This window comes from Actinoallomurus sp. CA-142502 (assembly GCF_050936355.1).
Lineage (GTDB): Bacteria > Actinomycetota > Actinomycetes > Streptosporangiales > Streptosporangiaceae > Actinoallomurus > Actinoallomurus iriomotensis.
Window position 1 is genome coordinate 936,610 of sequence record NZ_JBNJMY010000001.1, and the last position, 17,800, is coordinate 954,409.

Below are 17,800 nucleotides of genomic sequence, written 5' to 3' on the forward strand. Positions count from 1 at the left end.
ACATCACTCATTTCCGGGAGGGTTTCCCATGCGTGTTCTCGTGACCGGCGCGTCCGGGCACATCGGGTCGGCGGTCGTACCCGAACTGTTGCGGGCCGGGCATCAGGTCGTGGGGCTGGCGCGTTCGGACCGCTCAGCCGAGGCGATCGCGGCCGCCGGCGCCGAGGTCCGACGCGGCGACCTGGACGACCTGGACGGGCTGCGCGAGGCCGCCGAGGCGGCCGACGGCGTCATCCACCTCGCCTTCAAGCACGACCTGATGGGGGCCGGTGACTTCGCCGGTGCGGCCGCCGCCGACTTCGCCGCCATCAAGGCGCTCGCCGCGGCGCTCGAAGGGACGGGCAAGCCGCTCGTCACCTCGTCCGGCACGCTCATGCTCGCCGGCGCGGGCATCACCGGACGACCGGGCACCGAGGCCGACTTCGCTCCCGGCGGTCCCCGGGTGGACGCGGAGAACTTCGTGATCGGACTCGCCGAACACGGCGTGCGATCGTCCGCCGTCCGGCTGCCCCCGATCGTGCACAGTTCGCTAGACCACCACGGCTTCGCGCACATCCTGATCGGCGTGGCACGGCAGACCGGCGCGTCGGCGTACGTGGGAGAAGGGACGAACCGATGGCCGTCGGTGCACACACTCGACGCGGCGCGGGTGTACCGGCTGGCCCTGGAGAGCGCCCCGGCCGGGAGCCGCCTGCACGCGGTCGCGGACGAGGGCATCCCCTTCCGCGACATCGCGGCCACCATCGGCCGCGGGGCCGGTGTGCCCGTGGAAAGCATCTCCGCAGAGGATGCTGGGGAGCGCTTCGCCTTCCTCGGCACGGTCGTGGGGGTGGACAACCCGACTTCCAGTGAGGTGACCCGAAAGGTGCTCGGCTGGGAACCGGCCCATCCGGGACTCATCGAAGACCTGGAGCAAGGCCACTACTTCGCATAAGTGAAAGCCTCTGATCGCACTGATCAGAGGCTTTCTGCTGCTCAGGGGATCCTAGTCGGCCTGGAGAACGGTGACCTCGACACACGCGCCACCGTTGCCTCCTGAGCGGCTGGCCTTACGCCATTCGGCATACTCGACGATCATGGTCTCGTCCCCTAGTCGGCCTGGATGACGGTGACCTCGACGCATGTGCCACCGTTGCCTCCTGAGCGGCTGGACTTGCGCCATTCGGAATTCTCGACGGTCATATTTCGTCTCTCACCTCCTTGATGATCGCTAGCGATGCTGTGGAGGGAAGTGCCGACGTCTGAAGCGCGTGATACGTATCAGATATCGTCCGCACCAGTTCAGGTCGTTCGTGAATATGTCCGGTCGCTGGATCTTCAGTGTACGCGATGCTCGGTTCGTTCCCGAAGCTGAGGATGTGAAATACGCCGACGAGGCCCGCGTGCGCACCGGTGGCGAACGGTATGACCTGAACCGAGATTCCCGGCCGCTCGGCCATTTTCAGCAGGTGGTCGAGTTGGCCGGCGTGGACCTTCGATCCTCCGACCGGGCGTCGGATCACCGTCTCGTCGAGTATGACCCACAGCGTCGGCGGAGTGTCCCGCGTAAAGATGTGCTGCCGGGCCATGCGTCTATCCACGAGATCGTCGATGGCGTCCGGCGGGTCCGCGGGTCGGCCGGCGACCAGCAGAGCGCGTACCGTTTCCTCGGTCTGGAGCAGGCCGGGTACGGCCAGGGGCTCGTAGTCGAGAATTCTCGTGGCTCGGCGCTCCCTCTCCTCGTACCTCTCGAACCGCTCCACAGGGTGGTCGTGGCGGAGGTCGTCGTAGATGTCGGTGAGCGTCGACTCCGCCAGGCCTAATGCCTTCTCGATGGCGACCACCTGGTCGCGCCGCGCGCGGAGCTGGCCCGTTTCCACGTTGCTCAGCCAGCCCACCGAGTAGCCGAGTGTCCTGGCCAGGTCGGCCTGCTTGATATCCGCCGCGTCCCGACAGAACCGCACGATGCGGCCGAGCGTGATCAGCGTCGGACTGGGGGTTCTGCCCATAATCTCCCTCTTGTGGTTATTTCACTTTTGATTCAGTGAACCGTGTTTCGCCGTGGCCTTGCTCTGGTGGCTGTGTCGAACCATTCCGATCGTAGTTCGCTCGGGCCAGTCTTTAGCGGTATCGCGGCAATAGGCCGCGACTCGTTGGCGAAAGATGGGAGCGACGCGATGCGTCAGGAGCGGCGTCTGCCGCCATTCCTCACGTCGGCCGGTATAGCGCGAGACTTCGTCGCGTCCAGGCTGCGTCTGTGGGGGCGGTCCGGTCAGATCGACGACGGAGTCCAGGTCATCGGCGAGATGTTCAACAACGCGCTGATTCACGCGCCGAGCCGGGACTACATCGTCGCGGTCGACTGGAACGGCGGAGCCGTCCGCCTTGAGATGTGGGACTCATCTCCACATCGCCCCACGGTCCTGCCGATCGACTTCGACGGCGAACACGGACGTGGAATGCATTTGATCGCGGCTTTCTCGGAGACGTGGGGATGTCGCGTGGTGGCCTCTGGAAAATGTGTATGGGCGGTCCTCCCCGATGCCTGACTTCGACGATCTGCTCACGCCGCGCGAGGCGGCGGCGCTGCTGGGCGTACGGACCACCACGGTCGCCCGGTGGGCGCGGGACGGGCTCATCAAGCCCGCCGTCCGCACCCCCGGCGGCCATCGCCGCTACCGGCGCGGCGAGGTGGTGGCTCTCCGGGACGCCAACGTGGTCGAGCGGCGGGGCTTCGAACGGGATGCCGCGCGTCTCTACGACCAAGGCTGGCCCATCCGACGCGTGGCGCAGGAGTTCGGCGTCAGTTATGGCTTGATGCGCCGGATCCTGCGGAAACAGACGGCCTTACGGGACCGCGGTGGGAAGGCGCGGTGATCGCCTCACCAGGCGACGGTGAATCTCGTGCGGTGGTGGGCCGGGTTCTCCGCCTCGTCGAGCAGGGCGACCGCGAGGTCCTCCATGGAGATCGCGGAGTTCCCCTCGTCGTCGGTCAGCAGCGTGTCGGTGCCCGTCCGGTAGACGCCGGTGCGCTTCCCCGGTTCGAGCAGTGCGGCCGGGCTCAGGTAGGCCCAGTCCACGTCGGTTTCGGTGGTGCGGCAGACCGTGAGCTGCTCGGCGCACGCCAGCGCGATCGGCCGCCGGTCCGCCGGGAAGTCCGGGTCGTCGATCACGAAGCCGCCGGTACCCGGTACGGTCAGGGTCGCCGCGCCGCCGACGATCAGCAGCCGCGCCGCCGGATCCGTACGGGCGACGCCGGTCAGGAGAGCCTCGGCGGTCGCGGCGAGCTCGTGTTCCCGGCCGGGTGCCGGGCGGGTGGCCGAGATGACGACGTCCTGGCCGGCGCTCAGTCGGGCCACATCGCCGGCGTCCGCGGCGTCGCCCATGCGGACTTCGGCGCCGTCGTGGTGGTGGCCGGGGCGGCGTACGACGGCGGTGACCTCATGCCCGCGGTCGAGCGCTTCGGTCACCACCCGGCTTCCGGTGTCTCCGGCGGCGCCGAACACGGTGATGCGCATGTCTCTCTCCTTCAGCAGGCGCGGGCCGGGGCCGACACCGGTGCGGGTTCAGGGGTGGGGGTGGGGCGCGTACGGCGCGTCTGGCCAAGCAGCGTGCCGCCGAAGGCGATCGCCATGCCGAGCACCTGGAGCGCGTTGAGCGCCTGGCCGAGCGCGGCCCAGCCGATCACCGCGGCGGACAGCGGGCTGAGCAGGGTGAGGAACGCGACCGAGGTGGCGGGCAGCCGGGACACGCCGCGGAACCACAGCCAGTACCCGATCGCCGTGCCGACGACGCCGAGGTAGACGTAGCCGGCCACCGCGCGGCCGTCGAGGGCGGGCGGGGCGCCCTCCGCGAGCAGGCTGACGGGGACGAGCAGGAGCCCGCCGGCGGTGAGCTGCCAGCCGGTGAGGGTGAGCGCTCCGACGCCAGCGGGACGTCCCCAGCGCTTGGTGAGCACCGTTCCGGCCGACATCGCCGCGGCCCCGGCCAGTCCGGCGAGTACGCCGACGGTGTCGAGGCGCGCGCCGGAACGCAGGACGACCAGGCTCACGCCCAGCACCCCGATGAGGCCGGCGAGCAGGCGGCGGGCGGTCGGCCGCTCGGCGAGCAGCATGGCCGCGAAGACCAGCGCGAAGAGCGGTCCCACCGAGCCCAGGACGGCCGCCACGCCGCCCGGCAGCCGGTACGCCGCCAGGAACAGCAGGGGGAAGAACGCGCCGATGTTCAGCACGCCCAGCACCGCCGCCCGCCAGATCCACGCGCCGCGCGGAAGCGTACGGGTGAGGGCCAGCAGGGCCAGGCCGGCCGGGAGCGCCCTCATCAGCGCGGTGAACATCGGCCGGCCGGGCGGCAGGAACTCCGTGGTGACCGCGTAGGTCGATCCCCAGGCGAGCGGGGTGAGCCCGGTCAGCGCGAGATCCCGCGCGTTGGGGAGGCGTGAAAGAGGCATGGCGATCTCTCCACATTGATAATCTCAACGTTGAGATAACTGTGCAGCGCGAAGACCTTCAACGTCAAGTAGTTCAACGTTAAGATTGTCAATCGTGAGGGGGAGGACCCATGAGTGACGCGGTTGACCTGGTGCTGGCCCAGTGGGGACGGGAACGTCCCGACGTCGACGTGTGGCCGATGGGGATCGTCGGGCGGATCTCCCGCCTGTCACGGTTGCTGGACATCCGGTTGAAGGAGTTCTTCGCCGAGCACGACCTGGAGCGGTGGGAGTTCGACGTCATGGCCACCCTGCGCCGGTCGGGCCCGCCGTACGAGCTGACGGCCGGCGCCCTCAACCGGGCGGCGATGATCACCTCCGGCGCGATCACCAACCGCATCGACCGGATGGCCAAGCGGGGGCTCGTCGAACGCGTGCCCGACGAGACGGACCGCCGCTCGGTGCGCGTACGGCTCACCGAACGCGGCTGGGAGACGGTCGAGAAGCTGGTCGGCCCGCACACCGAGAACGAGGCGCTCCTCCTGGCCGCACTGGGCCCGCGCGAACGCGACCGGCTGGCGGGCACGCTGCGCGACCTCCTGGAGTCCCTCGGCGACACGTCACTCGACTAGGACCACGGGCCGCCGTGCGCGGCTCAGTCGAGCAGGGCCGTCTGCATCTGCACCGCCTTGCGCCGGGCGATCCGCAGGGCCCGGCCGGGCGGCAGGATGCGGCCCTTGATGTTGCCGAACAGGAAGCCTTCGTCCGGTGGGCACGACATCAGCAGGGAGGGCGTGTTGACCTCCTGGAGCCGCCGCATCATCATCTCGCCCAGCCCGCGTCCGGCGCCCGCCGCGGACCGCGCGACGACCAGGTGCAGGCCGACCTCGTAGCCGAGGGCGAGATGCGGGATGAGCGGGTCGAACGGATGCTGCATCGGGCCCGCGCCGACCATGTCGTAGTCGTCGACCAGGATGAACAGCCGGGGCCCGCTCCACCAGTCGCACAGCCGCATGCGGGCCGGCGCGATGTCCGGGCCCGGCACGCGCGCCTTGATCGCCCGTCCGGCGCCGTCCAGGAGGTCGCGTAGCGCGTCAATCGACACGGCGTGCCCGAGCCGGTATTCGTCGGGCACCGCCTCGACCAGCTCACGGCGGTAGTCCACCACCATGATGCGGGCCTCCTCGGGCGTGTACCGCGTGGTGATGGCCTTGGCCATGAGCCGCAGCAGGTTCGTCTTGCCGCACTCGGTGTCGCCGACCACGATCATGTGGGGGTTCTCGCCGAAGTCGTGCCACACCGTGGAGAGCCGTTCTTCCTCCAGCCCCAGGGGCACGCGGAAGTCGCCCTCGGGCGCGGGCAGCTCGCGTGCGTGCAGCGTGGCCGGCAGCATCCGCACCGGCGGCGCCGGCGGCCCCGACCAGCTCTCGCTCACCGCCGCCACCAGCCCGGCGACCCCCTCCGCGAGGTCGCCGGCGCTCTCCACCGAGTCGATGCGCGGCAGGGCGGTGAGGTAGTGCAGCTTGCTGTCGCGGGTCATGCCGCGGCCGGGGACGCGCGGCACGGAGGCCGCGCGGCGGGCGTCGATCTCCGAGTCCATCGGATCGCCCATCCGCAGCTCCAGGTGGGTCGCGGCCTGGTCGCGCACGGCCGCCGTCAGCTCGACCCAGCGTGCGGTCGTGATGATGAGGTGGATGCCGTAGTTGAGGCCGCGGGCGGCGATCGCGTTGAACGTCGGGAGGTACCGGTCGTAGTCCTGCCGGAGCGTCGACCATCCGTCCACGATGAGGAACACGTCGCCGTGCGGCTGGTCGGCGAACTCGCCCTCCGCCCGGCGGCGCCGGTAGGTCGCCATCGAGTCGATCTCGTGCGTGAGGAAGAACTGCTCGCGGTCGGCGAGCAGCGCGGTGACCTCGGCGATCGTCCGGCCGACGCGTTCGGCGTCCATGCGCGCGGCGACCCCGGCAACGTGCGGGAGGCCGGCCAGGCCGATCAGCGTGCCGCCGCCGAAGTCGAGGCAGTAGAACTGCACCTCGCGCGGCGTGTGGGTGAGCGCCAGCGCGGCGATCATGGTGCGGATGAGCGTGCTCTTGCCGCTCTGCGGGCCGCCGGCGATGGCGACGTGGCCGCCCGCGCCGTGCAGGTCGACGACCAGCAGGTCACGGATCTGCTCGAAGGGCCGGTCGACGATGCCCACCGGCACGGTGAGCTCGCCGCGGAGCTCCCAGTCGACGGTCGTCAGGCCGAGAACGTCGTCGGGCTCGAGCGGCGGGAGGATCTGGTCGAGCGTCGGGGGCAGGTCCAGCGGCGGCAGCCACACCTGGTGGGCGGGCGGCCCGGCGTCGCGCATCCGGTCGACCGCGACCGACAGCAGCGTCTCGCCGGTCTCCTCGGTCTCCTCCTCGGCCTCCACGGGCTCGGGCGGCTCGACCGGCGCGACCCGCGAGGCGGACCACGGCACCACCTGGCTCGCGACCCGCGCCTGGTCGGCCTTGCTGCGCGCCCGGTACGCGCCGGAGGAGTAGGCCGCGCGGAACCGCGTCAGCGCCTCGACACCGGTCTTGAGGAAGCCGCTACCGGGCTGCGGCGGGAGCGTGTGCGCGTCCGGGACGCCGAGCACGCCGCGGCTCTCCATGGCCGAGAACGTCCGCAGGCCGATGCGGTAGGACAGGTGGCTCTCCAGCTGGTGCATCCGGCCCTCGTCGAGCCGCTGCGAGGCGAGCAGCAGGTGCACGCCGAGGCTGCGGCCGAGCCGGCCGATCATCACGAACAGCTCCATGAAGTCGCGGTGTGCGGCGAGCAGCTCGCTGAACTCGTCCACCACCACGAACAGGCTCGGCAGCGGCTCCAGCGGCGTGCCGGAGGCGCGCGCCCGCTCGTACTCCAGCACGGACACGTAGTTGCCGGCGGCGCGCAGCAGCTCCTGCCGCCGCATCAGCTCACCGTGGATCGCGTCGCGCATGCGGGCGACCAGCGACGCCTCGTCGGCCAGGTTCGTGATGACCGCGGAGACGTGCGGCAGCTCGTCCAGGCCGAGGAAGGTCGCGCCGCCCTTGAAGTCGACGAGGACGAAGTTGAGCGTCTCGGAGGAGTTGGTCAGCGCCATCGCGAGGACGAGCGTGCGCAGCAGCTCGCTCTTGCCCGAGCCGGTCGCGCCGATCAGCATGCCGTGCGGGCCGGTGCCGCCCTGCGCGGACTCCTTGATGTCCAGCTCCACGGGCGTGCCGTCGGCGCCGACCGCGATCGGCACCTTCAGCCGCTCGGAGGCCGTGCGCTTGCGCCACAGCGTCGCGGGGTCGTGGCGGTGCAGGTCGGGGATGCCCAGCAGCGTGGCCAGATCGATGGTGGACGACAGCGGTTCCGCGGTCTCGCCGCCCACGCCCAGCCGGTACGGCGAGAGCCTCTTGGCCAGCGCGGCCGCGCTCCGCACGCCCAGCTCGTCGGGCCGGCCGAGCAGGGTCGTCTGCTCCTTGCGGTCGCGGTCGGTACGGACCAGCCGCAGCTCGCCGTCCCGCACATCGAGACGCAGGGTCGTACGGCCCGGCCGCCAGGTGAGCGTGCCGCTCAGGTCGAGCACGGTGACGTTGCGCATCCCCGGGCCGTCCAGCGGGTGCCCGGCCGGGATGGTGGCGCCGTCCACCACGATGAGCGTGTACGGCTCCTCGCGGCCGGTCCGCGCCTCCGGGTCGTACTGCGGGCGCTCCCAGAACTCGGCGCCGAGCATTCCCTCCAGCTCCGGGAAGTCGGTGGCGATCATGCGGACCGGACCGGCGCCGTCGCTGTCGTGCGGGTTGTGGTTGTGCGGCAGCCACTTGACCCACTCCCACTCGGCCCGGCGGCCGGGCGCGACGCACAGCGCGAGCCACAGGTCGTCCGGGCAGTGGAAGACGACGAGCTGGGCGATCATCGCCCGCACCATGCCGCGGATGGCCTCCTCGTCCCCGCGCATCAGCAGCCGGGCCCAGGACCGCAGGTAGACGGCGGTGGGCTGCTCGGGCACGGTGGCGTACGCGCGGATGAAGCTGCGCAGCGCGTGGGCGGTCAGCGGTTCGAGGTCCTCGACCGGCTTGGTGGAGGTCGGCGACAGGCGCAGCCCGAGCTTCTGCTCGCCGATGGCGAGCCGCGCCTCGGCGAAGTCGGGGTCGGACGGGCGGCGCTCCCACATGCGGGTGGTGCCGATCACGGACCACAGCGTCAGCGGTGACGGGTGCCGCCAGACCAGGGACTTCTGCTGGTCGCGCACGGCGTTGCGGACCTTGCGCCGGGTCTGGGAGAGGTAGCGGAGGTAGTCGCGGCGCGCGCCCTTGAGCTTCTGCTTGCGTTCGCCGCTGCGGCGCATGCCGTTGCCCAGCAGCATGGCGCCGGCGGCGGCGACCATCATGATCAGCGAGATCGGCAGGAAGCCGTTGGTCCTGCTCCCGCCGCCGCGCGTCATGTACATCATCATCATGGCGCCGGACATCAGCGCCATCGGCAGGTACGTCCAGATGGCGGACGAGTCGGGCACCGTTTCGGGGAGGGTCGGCGGCTCCTGGAGGTTGATCTCCCCGTCGGGCATCTCCGGCGCGCGTCGGCGCACGGGCCTGCGGAAAAGCAAGAAACTCAACGGGGGCCTCCTGGGCGTGTGCGGCACGGCACGCGGCGATGGGTCGGCGGTGTGCGGAGAGCGGCCGAGGAGAAGCGAGCGGACTCGTTGCCAGGCATCGTACAGTGACCAGCCATCGACCGGATCGTTAGAACACGGATGAACCGGGTGCTCTTCGCTTACGTATGCCTAACCGGAGAGCACTGACGAGAACAACAGAACACAGCTGAATCGCGAAGGAGGGCCCCATGAGCGAGCGGAGCGAGCGAATCGAAGACACGCAATCTCTGGTCACTCCTCCGACGAAGGAGGGCCCATGAGCAGTGGCGCGGCGGCGGGGCTGTGCCGGCTGACGGTACGCGCGCCCTCGAAGGCCATCGACCTCGCCGTACCCGCCGACGTCCCGGTCGCCGACCTGCTTCCGGCCGTGCTCGGGTACGGCGGAGACGACCTCGGCGAGGCGGGCCTCGAACACGAGGGCTGGGTGCTCCAGCGGCTGGGTGAGGCCCCGCTCGACCAGGAGGCCACGCTCGAGTCGCTCGGGCTGCGCGACGGCGACACGGTCTACCTGCGGCCCCGTACCGAGGCGCTGCCCGAGGTACGGCTGGACGACATCGTCGACGGCATCTCGACCACGATGAAGGAGAGCCCGCACGGCTGGAGCCCGCAGGCGAGCCGGCGGCTGCTGCGCGGGCTGACGCTGGTGGCCCTCATCGGCGCGCTCGTCATCATCGCGCTGCCGGGCGGTTCGGCCGTGCAGCGCGAGATCACGGCGGGCGCGTTCGCGTTGCTGCTGCTGGCCGGCGCCGCCGCGGCGAGCCGCGCCGTGGGCGACGCGGCCGCGGCCGCGCTCCTGGGCGCGATGGTCGGCCCGTACCTCGTGCTGGCCGGCTGGCTGCTGCCCGGCGGCTCGCTGAGCGGCCCGGACCACTATCAGACGCTCGGCGCCCGGCTGCTGGCCGCGTCCGCGGCGGAGGCGGGCGCCTCGGTGCTCGCGCTCGCCGTGGTGGCGGCCTACACGGCACTCTTCGTCGGCGCGACCGTGTTCGCGCTCGCGGGCGCGCTCGGCGGCGTCCTGCTGATGGTCGCGGACATGCCGCCCGAGCACGCGGCGAGCATCGTGGCTCTCGTGGCGGTGATCTTCGGCGCGTTCGTACCGTCGCTGTCGTTCCGGCTGTCGGGGCTGCGGACGCCGCCGCTGCCGACCAACGCCGAGCAGCTCCAGGAGGGCATCGAACCGCGCTCGCCGTCGGCCGTGGCCGCTCGCGCGGTCATCGCCGACACCTGGATGACCGCCATGTACGCGACGGTCGGCCTGACCTCCGCCCTCTGCCTGACGGCGCTGGCCCACAACCACCGGCTCAGCCAGCTGATGATGGCCTTCGCGCTGTCCCTGCTCCTGGTGTTGCACAGCCGGGGACTGGGCAACGTCTGGCAGCGCCTGTCCCTGGTCGCGCCGGGCGTCTGGGGCGCCGCCATGATGATCGCCGTCCACGTCGCCGGGGTCGATCCGGGCGGCCGTACGCTGCCGGCGGTCGGGGTGGCGTCGGCCGCCGCCGCGCTTCTCATCTCCGGTTGGGTCGTGCCGGGCCGCCGGCTCGTGCCGTACTGGGGCCGGGCCGCGGAGATCCTGCACAGCCTGGTGGCGGTCAGTCTGCTGCCACTGGCCCTGTGGGTCCTCGGCGTGTACAGCGAGTTGCGGGCGATCGGCTGATCCGGGACAGGAGAGGACGGGCGGAAGACGATGCAGTCACGCCGTGACCAGGTCCAGGCCCACCTGTTCGTCATGGGCCGGATCACCTCCGGGATGCTGCGGGCCGACCCGGACGCGCCGGAGAGCCCGCAGGGCCGGACGAACCGCGGCGCGGTCGCCGGGATCGTCGTCGCGCTGCTGCTGTGCGCCGCGGCGTTCGTCTGGGGGCTGATCTCCCCGGGCCGGTCGAACACCTGGCGCGATCCGCAGAGCCTGATCGTCGACCAGGACACCGGCGCCGCCTACCTGTATGTGGACGGCCGGCTGCGGCCGGTCCGCAACTACGCGTCGGCGCGCCTGATCGGCGGCACCAAGATGACGACGCACAAGGTACGGACGAAGTCGCTGGACGGCGCGCCGCACGGGCAGCCGGTCGGCATCGTCGGGGCGCCCGACTCGCTGCCGGCGCCGGCGGACCTCGACCAGGACCCCTGGGCGGTGTGCTCCAGCGCCGGGGACACCGGGCCCGCCGCCACCTCGACGACGCTCGCCGTGGGCGCGAGCACCACGGGCGACGACCCGCTGACCGCGGGCGAGGGGATGCTCGTCACCGGACCCGACTCCGCCGTGTACCTCGTGTGGCAGGGCAGCCGGCTGCGGATCGACCAGAAGAGCGGTGCGATGTCCGCGCTCGGCTACGCGGGGCGGCCCCCGTCTCCGGTCTCGGCGGCGTTCCTCGACGCGCTGCCGGCCGGACCCGACCTGACCGCGCCCGCCGTGCCCGGCATGGGCACCGCCGGACCGGCCCTCGACGGGCACGCGACCCGTGTCGGCCAGGTCTTCCGGGTCGGTGTGATCGGCTCCGAGCCGCGCTACTACCAGCTCCGCCAGAACGGCCTGGCCGAGATCAGCGTCACCGTCGCCGACCTGCTGATGGGCGACCCGGACGTCCGCCGCCTGGCGTACGCGAACCGGAGCGCGACCGCGGCCTCGTTGACGCCCGACGTGCTGAACGCGCACCTCGCCCCGGCGGACCAGACGTCGTCCCCGGGCACGCTGCCCGAGACGCCACCCCGGCTCGTGAGCCGCGGCATCTCCCAGGCCGCGTGCGTACGGGTCGCGCCGGGCGACGCGGGTCCCCGGGTGAGCGTGGTGCTGGCGGATCCGGGCACGCTCGGCATGGTCGCCCAGGCGGCGACCTCCGCCGCATGTGTTCCCGTGGACCGCATCACCACTCCGCCGGGCGGCGGGGTTCTCGTACGGGCGCTGGCGGCCGACGGCGGCACGGGCGGCGCCACCGTCTACCTCGTGACCGACACCGGCACCAAGTACCGCGTGCCGACCAGTGCCGATCTCACGGCGCTCGGTTACTCGATCGGAGAGGCGGTGGCGCTGCCGTCACCGCTGCTCGCGATGATGCCGGCCGGCCCGGACCTGAGTGCGGCCGCCGCCGCTTCGGGCTCCGCCCCGACGCCGACGGAGCCGTGCGGAAGCGCCGGGCAAGGCGGTGACAAGTCCACGACAAGTCGCACCCGATAAGGAGAAGAGGGCATGGGGCGATGATGCGGATGGCGGACGCGCCGGCTCGACGGGCGCTTCCCATCCTGCCCCCGATCCCGTGCACCGAACCAGAGAGGAAGGCGGACGGTGGCAGCCAACGGAATGCAACAGTCGCAAGTATCGGCGACCAAGAACGGCATCAACGCCCTCGAACAGGCGTTCACCGGCATCACGAAGATCCGGCAGGACGTCGAGTCGACGCGCTACAACCTCGCCTCGGGCTACAAGGGCTCGGACGGCGGGAAGTTCGGTGAGCTCGTCAACAACTGGGAACAGCAGTGTGACGTCATCCTCGGCAACCTGCGGGACATGGTCGACAAGCTCAACACCACCCTGACCTCCCAGCACCAGCAGCAGGGGTCGAGCAACGAGTCGATCAACCAGGCGTACAACCAGTCGCAGTCCGTCTTCGACGCCCTGCACGGCTGAGCACGTTCCCCTCCCTCCCGCGGACGAGAAACGAGGACATCGATGAGCGAGGACTTCACCGACGGTTACATCTACGTCGACTACTCCCACATGAGCAACGCCGCCGACGACCTGGTCTCCCAGACCAAGGCCATCGCGCAGACGATCTCCAACATGGAGATGGAGCTCTCCGAGCTCAAGAAGAGCTGGATCGGTGACGACAAGGACACCTACACCCAGAAGCAGACCGCGTGGGACAACGCCATCAAGGCGATGGAGAACATGCTCACCCAGCACTCCCAGCTTCTGGACGAGATCTCCGGCAGCTACAAGTACAACGAGAACAACCTCAGCCAGATGTGGTCCGAGGTACGCATCGGCGGTTGATCGTCCGTCTCCGGCCGCTCGTGGTCACGGGCGGCCGGAGGCGACGCGGACGGCCTGACATCCCACGCACTCAGGAGAGGTGAGCAGTGGCCGACAAGCCGAAATTGACTTTGGACAAGGCGGGCCTGAAGAGCTTCGTCGACGACCAGATCGTCCCCTTCTCGGACTCCCTCGACAAGATCGCGAATCAGGACAGCGACGAGGGGGTGACGATGGACAGCCTCCTCGGAAAGGGCAAGATCACCGAGGGCGAGCCGGAGATCTTCAAGATCCAGCATCCGCTGTCGATCGGCCAGATGGCGACCGACGACACGCGTACCCACGGCAAGGCGGTCGTCGCGGCCATCACCGACACCGCGCAGTCGATCTCGGATGTCTACGTCAAGCAGATCAAGCTGTTCAAGGACCTGCACACGAACCTGAACACCACGATCAGCAAGCTGATGGACGGCCAGCACGACAACCTGGTGAAGATCGACGGAAAGATCTTCCTGGACGGTCTGGGTACCGTGCCCGGCGACTTCCAGGGGACCGGCGGTTCTCAGCAGACCTGAGCGCCGGCTGACATCCCGGCCCACGTAAATCTTCCACCGGAGAGCGGACCATGGCGGACAGCACCGACGACAAGGCGCCGGCCTATTCGGCGAACGACAAGTGGGCCGAGGCCGTCAACCTGCTCACCGGCTACAAGCTGCCCCCGCGCGGCACGATCTTCAAGGACAAGCTGTACGGCAACGACGACATCCCGCTGATGAAGCTCGAGATCAGCGACTGGGACGTCGAGCCGGACCTGGCCGAGATGAGCGCCATCAACGCCATGAGCTGGCGGACGCAGAACTCCGGCTGGCGCATCGAGAACACCGACTTCGTCGTGCCGTTCTTCAACGGGCCGACGAGTGTCGGCTCGACGGTGAACATGCGCAAGGCGCGGATCACCCTTCTGGGCACCACCGGCCACGACGTTCCGGCCGGCGGCGTGACCCACGGCGGCCAGTTCACCGAGCACGGCAGCCACCTCATGCCCGATGGCTTCAAGGGGTGGGACTCCGGGCCGCTCGCCAGCTACAGCTACGGCGGTGGCGTCGCGCTCGAGGCGTTGATGAACGACCCGTACTCCACCTGGGGTTTCTCCTGGAACGACATCCACGTCGATGACGCGAACGCCGTCGACCTGACCGGGTTCGAGCGGGCCGCCGAGGCGTTCGACCGGGCGGCGCGGTTCTTCTATCTCTCCCGCGCCACGATCCAGACCTGGGAGGACCAGCTCGGCGCGGAGGACGCGGCGTGGCGGGGACAGGCCGCCGGTGTCTTCTGGGACATCATCCACCAGCTCGGCGTGACGTACCAGAACTACACGGACACGCTCCCGCTGGAGTTCATCTTCTCCAAGGCCGGTGACGACCTGCGCCGGGCGAAGCAGGGCGTCTCCAACGCCATCACCAACCTGCACTCGACCTGGAGCACCTGGGCGCTCTACACCGGCAACCCGCTGCGGTGGCTGCACGACATCCTGCTCGAGGTCACCGACGACATCTGGGACTACAACCTCGTCAAGGTCCGCGCCGTGCCGTTCGTCTCCGAGTACGTCACCACGTGGTCGAACGAGGTGGCCACCGAGGGTTTTCGTACCAGCGCCAACAAGAAGGACGGCACCAGCTACGGCGACCTGAACGACATGAGCACCTGGAAGGCCATCGGCGACGAGGCGGTCAGCCGCTGGCAGCAGTCCGTGGTCGACCAGCTCGGGACGGCCGGCAGCAAGGCGCTCGACGCGGTCAACAACGCCTGGGTCGACCTCAGCAAGACCCTGCAGAAGCTGACGACCCAGAGTGTCAACCTCCAGTCCGACTACCAGGCGGACAAGGCGGCGGCGGAGCAGGACAAGGCCGACAAGGCCGCCGCTGCCGCGGCGGCGCACGAGAAGGAGATGGAGGACAAGGCCGACAAGCAGCGGGCCGAGGACCTCGCGCACCAGAAGGAGATGGAGGACAAGGCGGCGGCCGACGCGGCTGCCGCGGCGGCGCATCAGAAGGAGATGGAGGACAAGGCCGACAAGCAGCGGGCCGAGGACCTCGCGCACCAGAAGGAGATGGAGGACAAGGCCGAGAAGGAGCGCGAGGAGCAGGAGAAGGAACAGAAGGAGCAGCAGGCCAAGCAGGAGCAGTTGCAGAAGGAGCAGGAGGCCAAACAGGAGCAGCTGCAGAAGGAGCAGGAGGCCAAGCAGGAGCAGTTGCAGAAGGAGCAGGAGGCCAAGCAGGCGGAGCAGGAGAAGAAGCAGGAGGAGCTCCAGAAGGAGCAGGAGCAGAAGGCCGAGCAGCAGTACCAGCAGCAGATGGCCATGCAGACGGCCATGCAGAAGGAGCAGGAGAAGAAGCAGGAGGAGCAGGAGAAGAAGCAGGAACAGCTCCAGAAGGAGCAGGAGAAGAAGCAGGAGGAGGCGCAGCAGAGGCAGGAGCAGCTCCAGCAGGAGCAGGAGGCCAAGCAGGAGAAGCTCCAGAAGGAACAGGAGGCCAAGCAGGAGGAGCAACAGAAGAAGCAGGAGGAGCAGCAGAAGAAGCAGGAGGAGCTGGCCCAGCAGCAGTACAAGGAGCAGCAGCAGACCCAGGCCGACTACCAGAAGAAGCAGGAAGAGCAGGCCAAGCAGCAGTACGAGCAGCAGCGCAAGGACCAGCAGGACGAGGTCGCGCGGCAGGAGAAGCTCCAGAAGGAGCAGGAGAACAAGGCCCAGCAGCAGTACGACCAGCAGCAGAAGCAGGCCCAGCAGCAGGCCGACCAGCAGCAGAAGCAGGCTCAGCAGCAGGCCGACCTGCAGCAGAAGCAGGCTCAGCAGCAGTACGACCAGCAGCAGAAGCTGCTCCAGCAGCAGTACCAGCAGTTGCCGGGCGGCGGGACCCCCGAGCAGCAGCACCAACAGCAGCAGTTGCAGCACCTTCAGCAGCTCCAGCAGCAGCAGGACCAGTTCCAGCACCAGCTGGAGAACGCATACAACGGCGGGCAGGTCGGCAGCCAGACCCATCTCAACCCCGACGGAACCGTCACCACCGACTACAGCAACGGCAGCTCGACGACGATCAACCCGCACACGGGACAGGAGACGACGACCCTCCCGGACGGCAGCGTCACGACCGAGCACCTGAGCCCCGGGCACTCCTTCACGAACCCCGACGGCAGCTCGACGACGGTCAACAACGACGGGACCCTCACGACTCACTTCCCGGACGGCAGCGTCACCACGGTCAACCCGCAGACGGGAATGGCCACCACGCACGAGCCGGACGGGAAGACCATCACCACGCCGCTGGGCAACGGGGCCACGCTGCCGCACGTCTCAACGCCGAACCTCAATTCGTCCTACGAGCCCGAGCTGCACGACGTGGTGCCGTACGACGGGACGCTGGGCTCCGCGGGCTCCCTGCCGACGGCCCAGCAGCTGGTGCCCGGCAGCTCCGTCAGCCAGTCCGGGAACTACCTGCCGCTGGGTACCCGCATCGACGGGAGCACGACCGGTGGGATGCCGCCGGCCGGCACGCCGATGACAGGCGGCACGCCCATGGGCGGGATGCCGATGGGCGGGATGGGCGGCATGGGCGGCATGGGGGGAGCCGACAAGCAGGGCTCCGGCGAGCGCGTCCGCCAGGTCTACGACGACGACGACATCGTCACCGCCGAGGGCGGTTCCCTCGGCCGGCGGAGCCGCCGCCCGGGCGCCTACGAGACCGAGACCGCGGCGGGCCGGCGCACGCCCACCGCCGCGGGCTACGACCCGTACGCGGGAGACGCCGAACGCGAGCGGACCGAGAGCGGCGAGCGGGAGCGCGAGTCATGGGTGCCCGAGGAGGAGGACGTCTGGGGCACCGACGAGGGCGGCTCACCCGCCGTCATCGGATGACGTACGCCACGGTCACGCGAGGGAGGGAACAGCACGGATGGATCTGAACGAGGAGATGGCGGCGCGGGTCGCCGAGGCGCGGGAGCGCCTCGAGTCGACCAAGGCCGCGGTGGCGCGCGCACGCGCCGAGCTGAACGAGGCGTCCACGACCGTACGGTCCAAGGACCGCTCCGTCGAGGTGACGGTCGGCCCGCAGGGCGAGCTGAAGCGGGTGAAGTTCCTGGACGAGAAGTACCGGACGATGGAGCCGGCGCAGCTGTCCGCGGCCATCGTCGAGGCGGCCGACAAGGGCCGGGCGGTGATGGCCCGCCGGGTGAAGGAGACCTTCTCCGAGATCAGCCGGATGGGCCGGAGCGGCTCGGACCTGCCCGCCTACACCCCCGACTGGGAACAGATCTTCGGGTCGGCGCTGAAGGCGGGAGGCCGCGGGGCCCCATCGCGCCGGGACCGGACGACCCGGAAACTGCACGACGAGATCGTGGAGGATGGCGATGTCTGACAAGTTCCAGGCGAACCCGGACCGGGCCAAGGCGGCCAGGGAGAAGATCCTGGGTCTGGGGGACGAGATCAAGGGCATCAACCAGCGCTTCCTGGACGGGCTGAGCAACGCCGGGGAGGTCCTCGGCCACGACGAGTTCGGCCGGACCGCGTTCACGCAGCTCAACGGGCAGAAGCTCCAGTTCAGCCAGGTGCTCGCCGCGTTCGGCCTGGTCCCCGAGGGGTTCGACGAAGCGCTCAACAACCAGAGCAAGTACGTGAAGAAGACCCAGGCGGGGATCGTCGACGCCATCAACGAGTACGGCGCCTACCAGGGTGAGGGCCATCCGGGGAGAGGCGGCCTGACCGGCAAGTAAGCGAGGGTACGGGGTC

The 17,800-nt window shown here is 69.8% G+C and carries 18 protein-coding genes; 12 read left to right on the plus strand and 6 right to left on the minus strand.

Annotated features, from left to right (window positions below; all coding sequences use genetic code 11):
• The first annotated feature begins 28 nt into the window (after positions 1-28).
• Complete coding sequence (locus tag ACQEV1_RS04920; protein WP_433391698.1) at positions 29-934, plus strand: SDR family oxidoreductase; 906 nt, start codon at positions 29-31, stop codon at positions 932-934.
• 51 nt (positions 935-985) lie between these two features.
• On the opposite strand, the gene ACQEV1_RS04925 is transcribed toward ACQEV1_RS04920, so the two are convergent.
• From ACQEV1_RS04925 to ACQEV1_RS04935, 3 genes are read right to left on the minus strand one after another with little or no spacing between them, the layout of a single operon-like run.
• Positions 986-1,123 (minus strand): DUF397 domain-containing protein, encoded by a 138-nt coding sequence (locus ACQEV1_RS04925; protein WP_433391701.1) that lies wholly within the window; start codon positions 1,121-1,123, stop codon positions 986-988.
• The gene (locus ACQEV1_RS04930; protein WP_433391704.1) at positions 1,090-1,182 is read right to left on the minus strand and encodes a DUF397 domain-containing protein; all 93 of its coding nucleotides are present in this window, start codon (positions 1,180-1,182) and stop codon (positions 1,090-1,092) included. Before ACQEV1_RS04930 ends, ACQEV1_RS04925 begins: the two co-directional genes overlap by 34 nt.
• A complete protein-coding gene (locus tag ACQEV1_RS04935) occupies positions 1,179-1,988 on the minus strand; it encodes a helix-turn-helix domain-containing protein (RefSeq protein ID WP_433391707.1) in 810 nt (269 codons plus the stop codon). Before ACQEV1_RS04935 ends, ACQEV1_RS04930 begins: the two co-directional genes overlap by 4 nt.
• Positions 1,989-2,156: 168 nt before the next feature.
• On the opposite strand from ACQEV1_RS04935, the gene ACQEV1_RS04940 reads away from it, so the two are divergent.
• Both ACQEV1_RS04940 and ACQEV1_RS04945 read left to right on the plus strand, forming a co-directional pair.
• On the plus strand, positions 2,157-2,528 hold the full coding sequence (locus ACQEV1_RS04940; protein ID WP_433391710.1) for an ATP-binding protein: 372 nt from the start codon (positions 2,157-2,159) through the stop codon (positions 2,526-2,528).
• Entirely contained in the window at positions 2,521-2,856 is a 336-nt protein-coding gene (locus ACQEV1_RS04945; RefSeq protein ID WP_433391712.1) for a MerR family DNA-binding transcriptional regulator, read from the plus strand. The genes ACQEV1_RS04940 and ACQEV1_RS04945 overlap by 8 nt, the downstream gene beginning before the upstream one ends.
• A 5-nt stretch (positions 2,857-2,861) precedes the next feature.
• Here ACQEV1_RS04945 and ACQEV1_RS04950 read toward each other — a convergent pair whose 3' ends face one another.
• Both ACQEV1_RS04950 and ACQEV1_RS04955 read right to left on the minus strand, forming a co-directional pair.
• Positions 2,862-3,497 carry an NAD(P)-dependent oxidoreductase gene (locus ACQEV1_RS04950; protein ID WP_433391715.1) on the minus strand — a complete coding sequence of 212 codons (636 nt, stop codon included), beginning with the start codon at positions 3,495-3,497 and terminating at the stop codon, positions 2,862-2,864.
• Positions 3,498-3,508: 11 nt separating this feature from the next.
• Positions 3,509-4,429, minus strand: coding sequence for an EamA family transporter (locus ACQEV1_RS04955; protein WP_433391718.1), 921 nt, complete (start codon positions 4,427-4,429; stop codon positions 3,509-3,511).
• Positions 4,430-4,539: 110 nt separating this feature from the next.
• Between ACQEV1_RS04955 and ACQEV1_RS04960 the strand changes: the two genes are divergently transcribed.
• Positions 4,540-5,040: a MarR family winged helix-turn-helix transcriptional regulator gene (locus ACQEV1_RS04960; protein ID WP_285633111.1), complete on the plus strand. Its 501-nt coding sequence runs from the start codon at positions 4,540-4,542 to the stop codon at positions 5,038-5,040.
• Positions 5,041-5,063: 23 nt separating this feature from the next.
• Here ACQEV1_RS04960 and eccCa read toward each other — a convergent pair whose 3' ends face one another.
• The gene (gene eccCa / locus ACQEV1_RS04965) at positions 5,064-9,014 is read right to left on the minus strand and encodes a type VII secretion protein EccCa (protein WP_433391722.1); all 3,951 of its coding nucleotides are present in this window, start codon (positions 9,012-9,014) and stop codon (positions 5,064-5,066) included.
• A gap of 295 nt (positions 9,015-9,309) precedes the next feature.
• On the opposite strand from eccCa, the gene eccD reads away from it, so the two are divergent.
• The 8 genes from eccD to ACQEV1_RS05005 all read left to right on the plus strand — a co-directional run bounded on the left by eccD (position 9,310) and on the right by ACQEV1_RS05005 (position 17,784).
• Complete coding sequence (eccD, locus tag ACQEV1_RS04970) at positions 9,310-10,707, plus strand: type VII secretion integral membrane protein EccD (protein WP_433391725.1); 1,398 nt, start codon at positions 9,310-9,312, stop codon at positions 10,705-10,707.
• Between the two features lie 30 nt (positions 10,708-10,737).
• On the plus strand, positions 10,738-12,225 hold the full coding sequence (eccB, locus tag ACQEV1_RS04975) for a type VII secretion protein EccB (RefSeq protein WP_433391728.1): 1,488 nt from the start codon (positions 10,738-10,740) through the stop codon (positions 12,223-12,225).
• 108 nt (positions 12,226-12,333) lie between these two features.
• A complete protein-coding gene (locus ACQEV1_RS04980) occupies positions 12,334-12,675 on the plus strand; it encodes a hypothetical protein (RefSeq protein WP_285633107.1) in 342 nt (113 codons plus the stop codon).
• A gap of 42 nt (positions 12,676-12,717) precedes the next feature.
• The gene (locus tag ACQEV1_RS04985; RefSeq protein ID WP_285633105.1) at positions 12,718-13,041 is read left to right on the plus strand and encodes a WXG100 family type VII secretion target; all 324 of its coding nucleotides are present in this window, start codon (positions 12,718-12,720) and stop codon (positions 13,039-13,041) included.
• An 86-nt stretch (positions 13,042-13,127) separates the two neighbouring features.
• Positions 13,128-13,595, plus strand: coding sequence for a type VII secretion system-associated protein (locus tag ACQEV1_RS04990; protein ID WP_285633103.1), 468 nt, complete (start codon positions 13,128-13,130; stop codon positions 13,593-13,595).
• A gap of 50 nt (positions 13,596-13,645) precedes the next feature.
• Entirely contained in the window at positions 13,646-16,930 is a 3,285-nt protein-coding gene (locus tag ACQEV1_RS04995; protein ID WP_433391731.1) for an AAWKG family protein, read from the plus strand.
• Positions 16,931-16,967: 37 nt separating this feature from the next.
• Entirely contained in the window at positions 16,968-17,429 is a 462-nt protein-coding gene (locus ACQEV1_RS05000) for a YbaB/EbfC family nucleoid-associated protein (RefSeq protein ID WP_285633100.1), read from the plus strand.
• Positions 17,422-17,784, plus strand: a complete 363-nt coding sequence (locus ACQEV1_RS05005) for a hypothetical protein (RefSeq protein WP_285633099.1) — start codon at positions 17,422-17,424, stop codon at positions 17,782-17,784. The genes ACQEV1_RS05000 and ACQEV1_RS05005 overlap by 8 nt, the downstream gene beginning before the upstream one ends.
• The last annotated feature ends 16 nt before the right edge of the window (positions 17,785-17,800 follow it).

Bases quoted from the DNA above. Each gene is read 5' to 3' on its own strand.
- ACQEV1_RS04955 (WP_433391718.1), bottom strand. From the start codon at position 4,429: ATGCCTCTTTCACGCCTCCCCAACGCGCGGGATCTCGCGCTGACCGGG.
- eccD (WP_433391725.1), top strand. From the start codon at position 9,310: ATGAGCAGTGGCGCGGCGGCGGGGCTGTGCCGGCTGACGGTACGCGCG.
- ACQEV1_RS04920 (WP_433391698.1), top strand. From the start codon at position 29: ATGCGTGTTCTCGTGACCGGCGCGTCCGGGCACATCGGGTCGGCGGTC.
- ACQEV1_RS04960 (WP_285633111.1), top strand. From the start codon at position 4,540: ATGAGTGACGCGGTTGACCTGGTGCTGGCCCAGTGGGGACGGGAACGT.
- ACQEV1_RS04945 (WP_433391712.1), top strand. From the start codon at position 2,521: ATGCCTGACTTCGACGATCTGCTCACGCCGCGCGAGGCGGCGGCGCTG.
- ACQEV1_RS05000 (WP_285633100.1), top strand. From the start codon at position 16,968: ATGGATCTGAACGAGGAGATGGCGGCGCGGGTCGCCGAGGCGCGGGAG.
- eccB (WP_433391728.1), top strand. From the start codon at position 10,738: ATGCAGTCACGCCGTGACCAGGTCCAGGCCCACCTGTTCGTCATGGGC.
- ACQEV1_RS04935 (WP_433391707.1), bottom strand. From the start codon at position 1,988: ATGGGCAGAACCCCCAGTCCGACGCTGATCACGCTCGGCCGCATCGTG.
- ACQEV1_RS04995 (WP_433391731.1), top strand. From the start codon at position 13,646: ATGGCGGACAGCACCGACGACAAGGCGCCGGCCTATTCGGCGAACGAC.
- ACQEV1_RS04985 (WP_285633105.1), top strand. From the start codon at position 12,718: ATGAGCGAGGACTTCACCGACGGTTACATCTACGTCGACTACTCCCAC.
- ACQEV1_RS04950 (WP_433391715.1), bottom strand. From the start codon at position 3,497: ATGCGCATCACCGTGTTCGGCGCCGCCGGAGACACCGGAAGCCGGGTG.
- ACQEV1_RS04930 (WP_433391704.1), bottom strand. From the start codon at position 1,182: ATGACCGTCGAGAATTCCGAATGGCGCAAGTCCAGCCGCTCAGGAGGC.
- ACQEV1_RS05005 (WP_285633099.1), top strand. From the start codon at position 17,422: ATGTCTGACAAGTTCCAGGCGAACCCGGACCGGGCCAAGGCGGCCAGG.
- ACQEV1_RS04925 (WP_433391701.1), bottom strand. From the start codon at position 1,123: ATGCGTCGAGGTCACCGTCATCCAGGCCGACTAGGGGACGAGACCATG.
- ACQEV1_RS04940 (WP_433391710.1), top strand. From the start codon at position 2,157: ATGCGTCAGGAGCGGCGTCTGCCGCCATTCCTCACGTCGGCCGGTATA.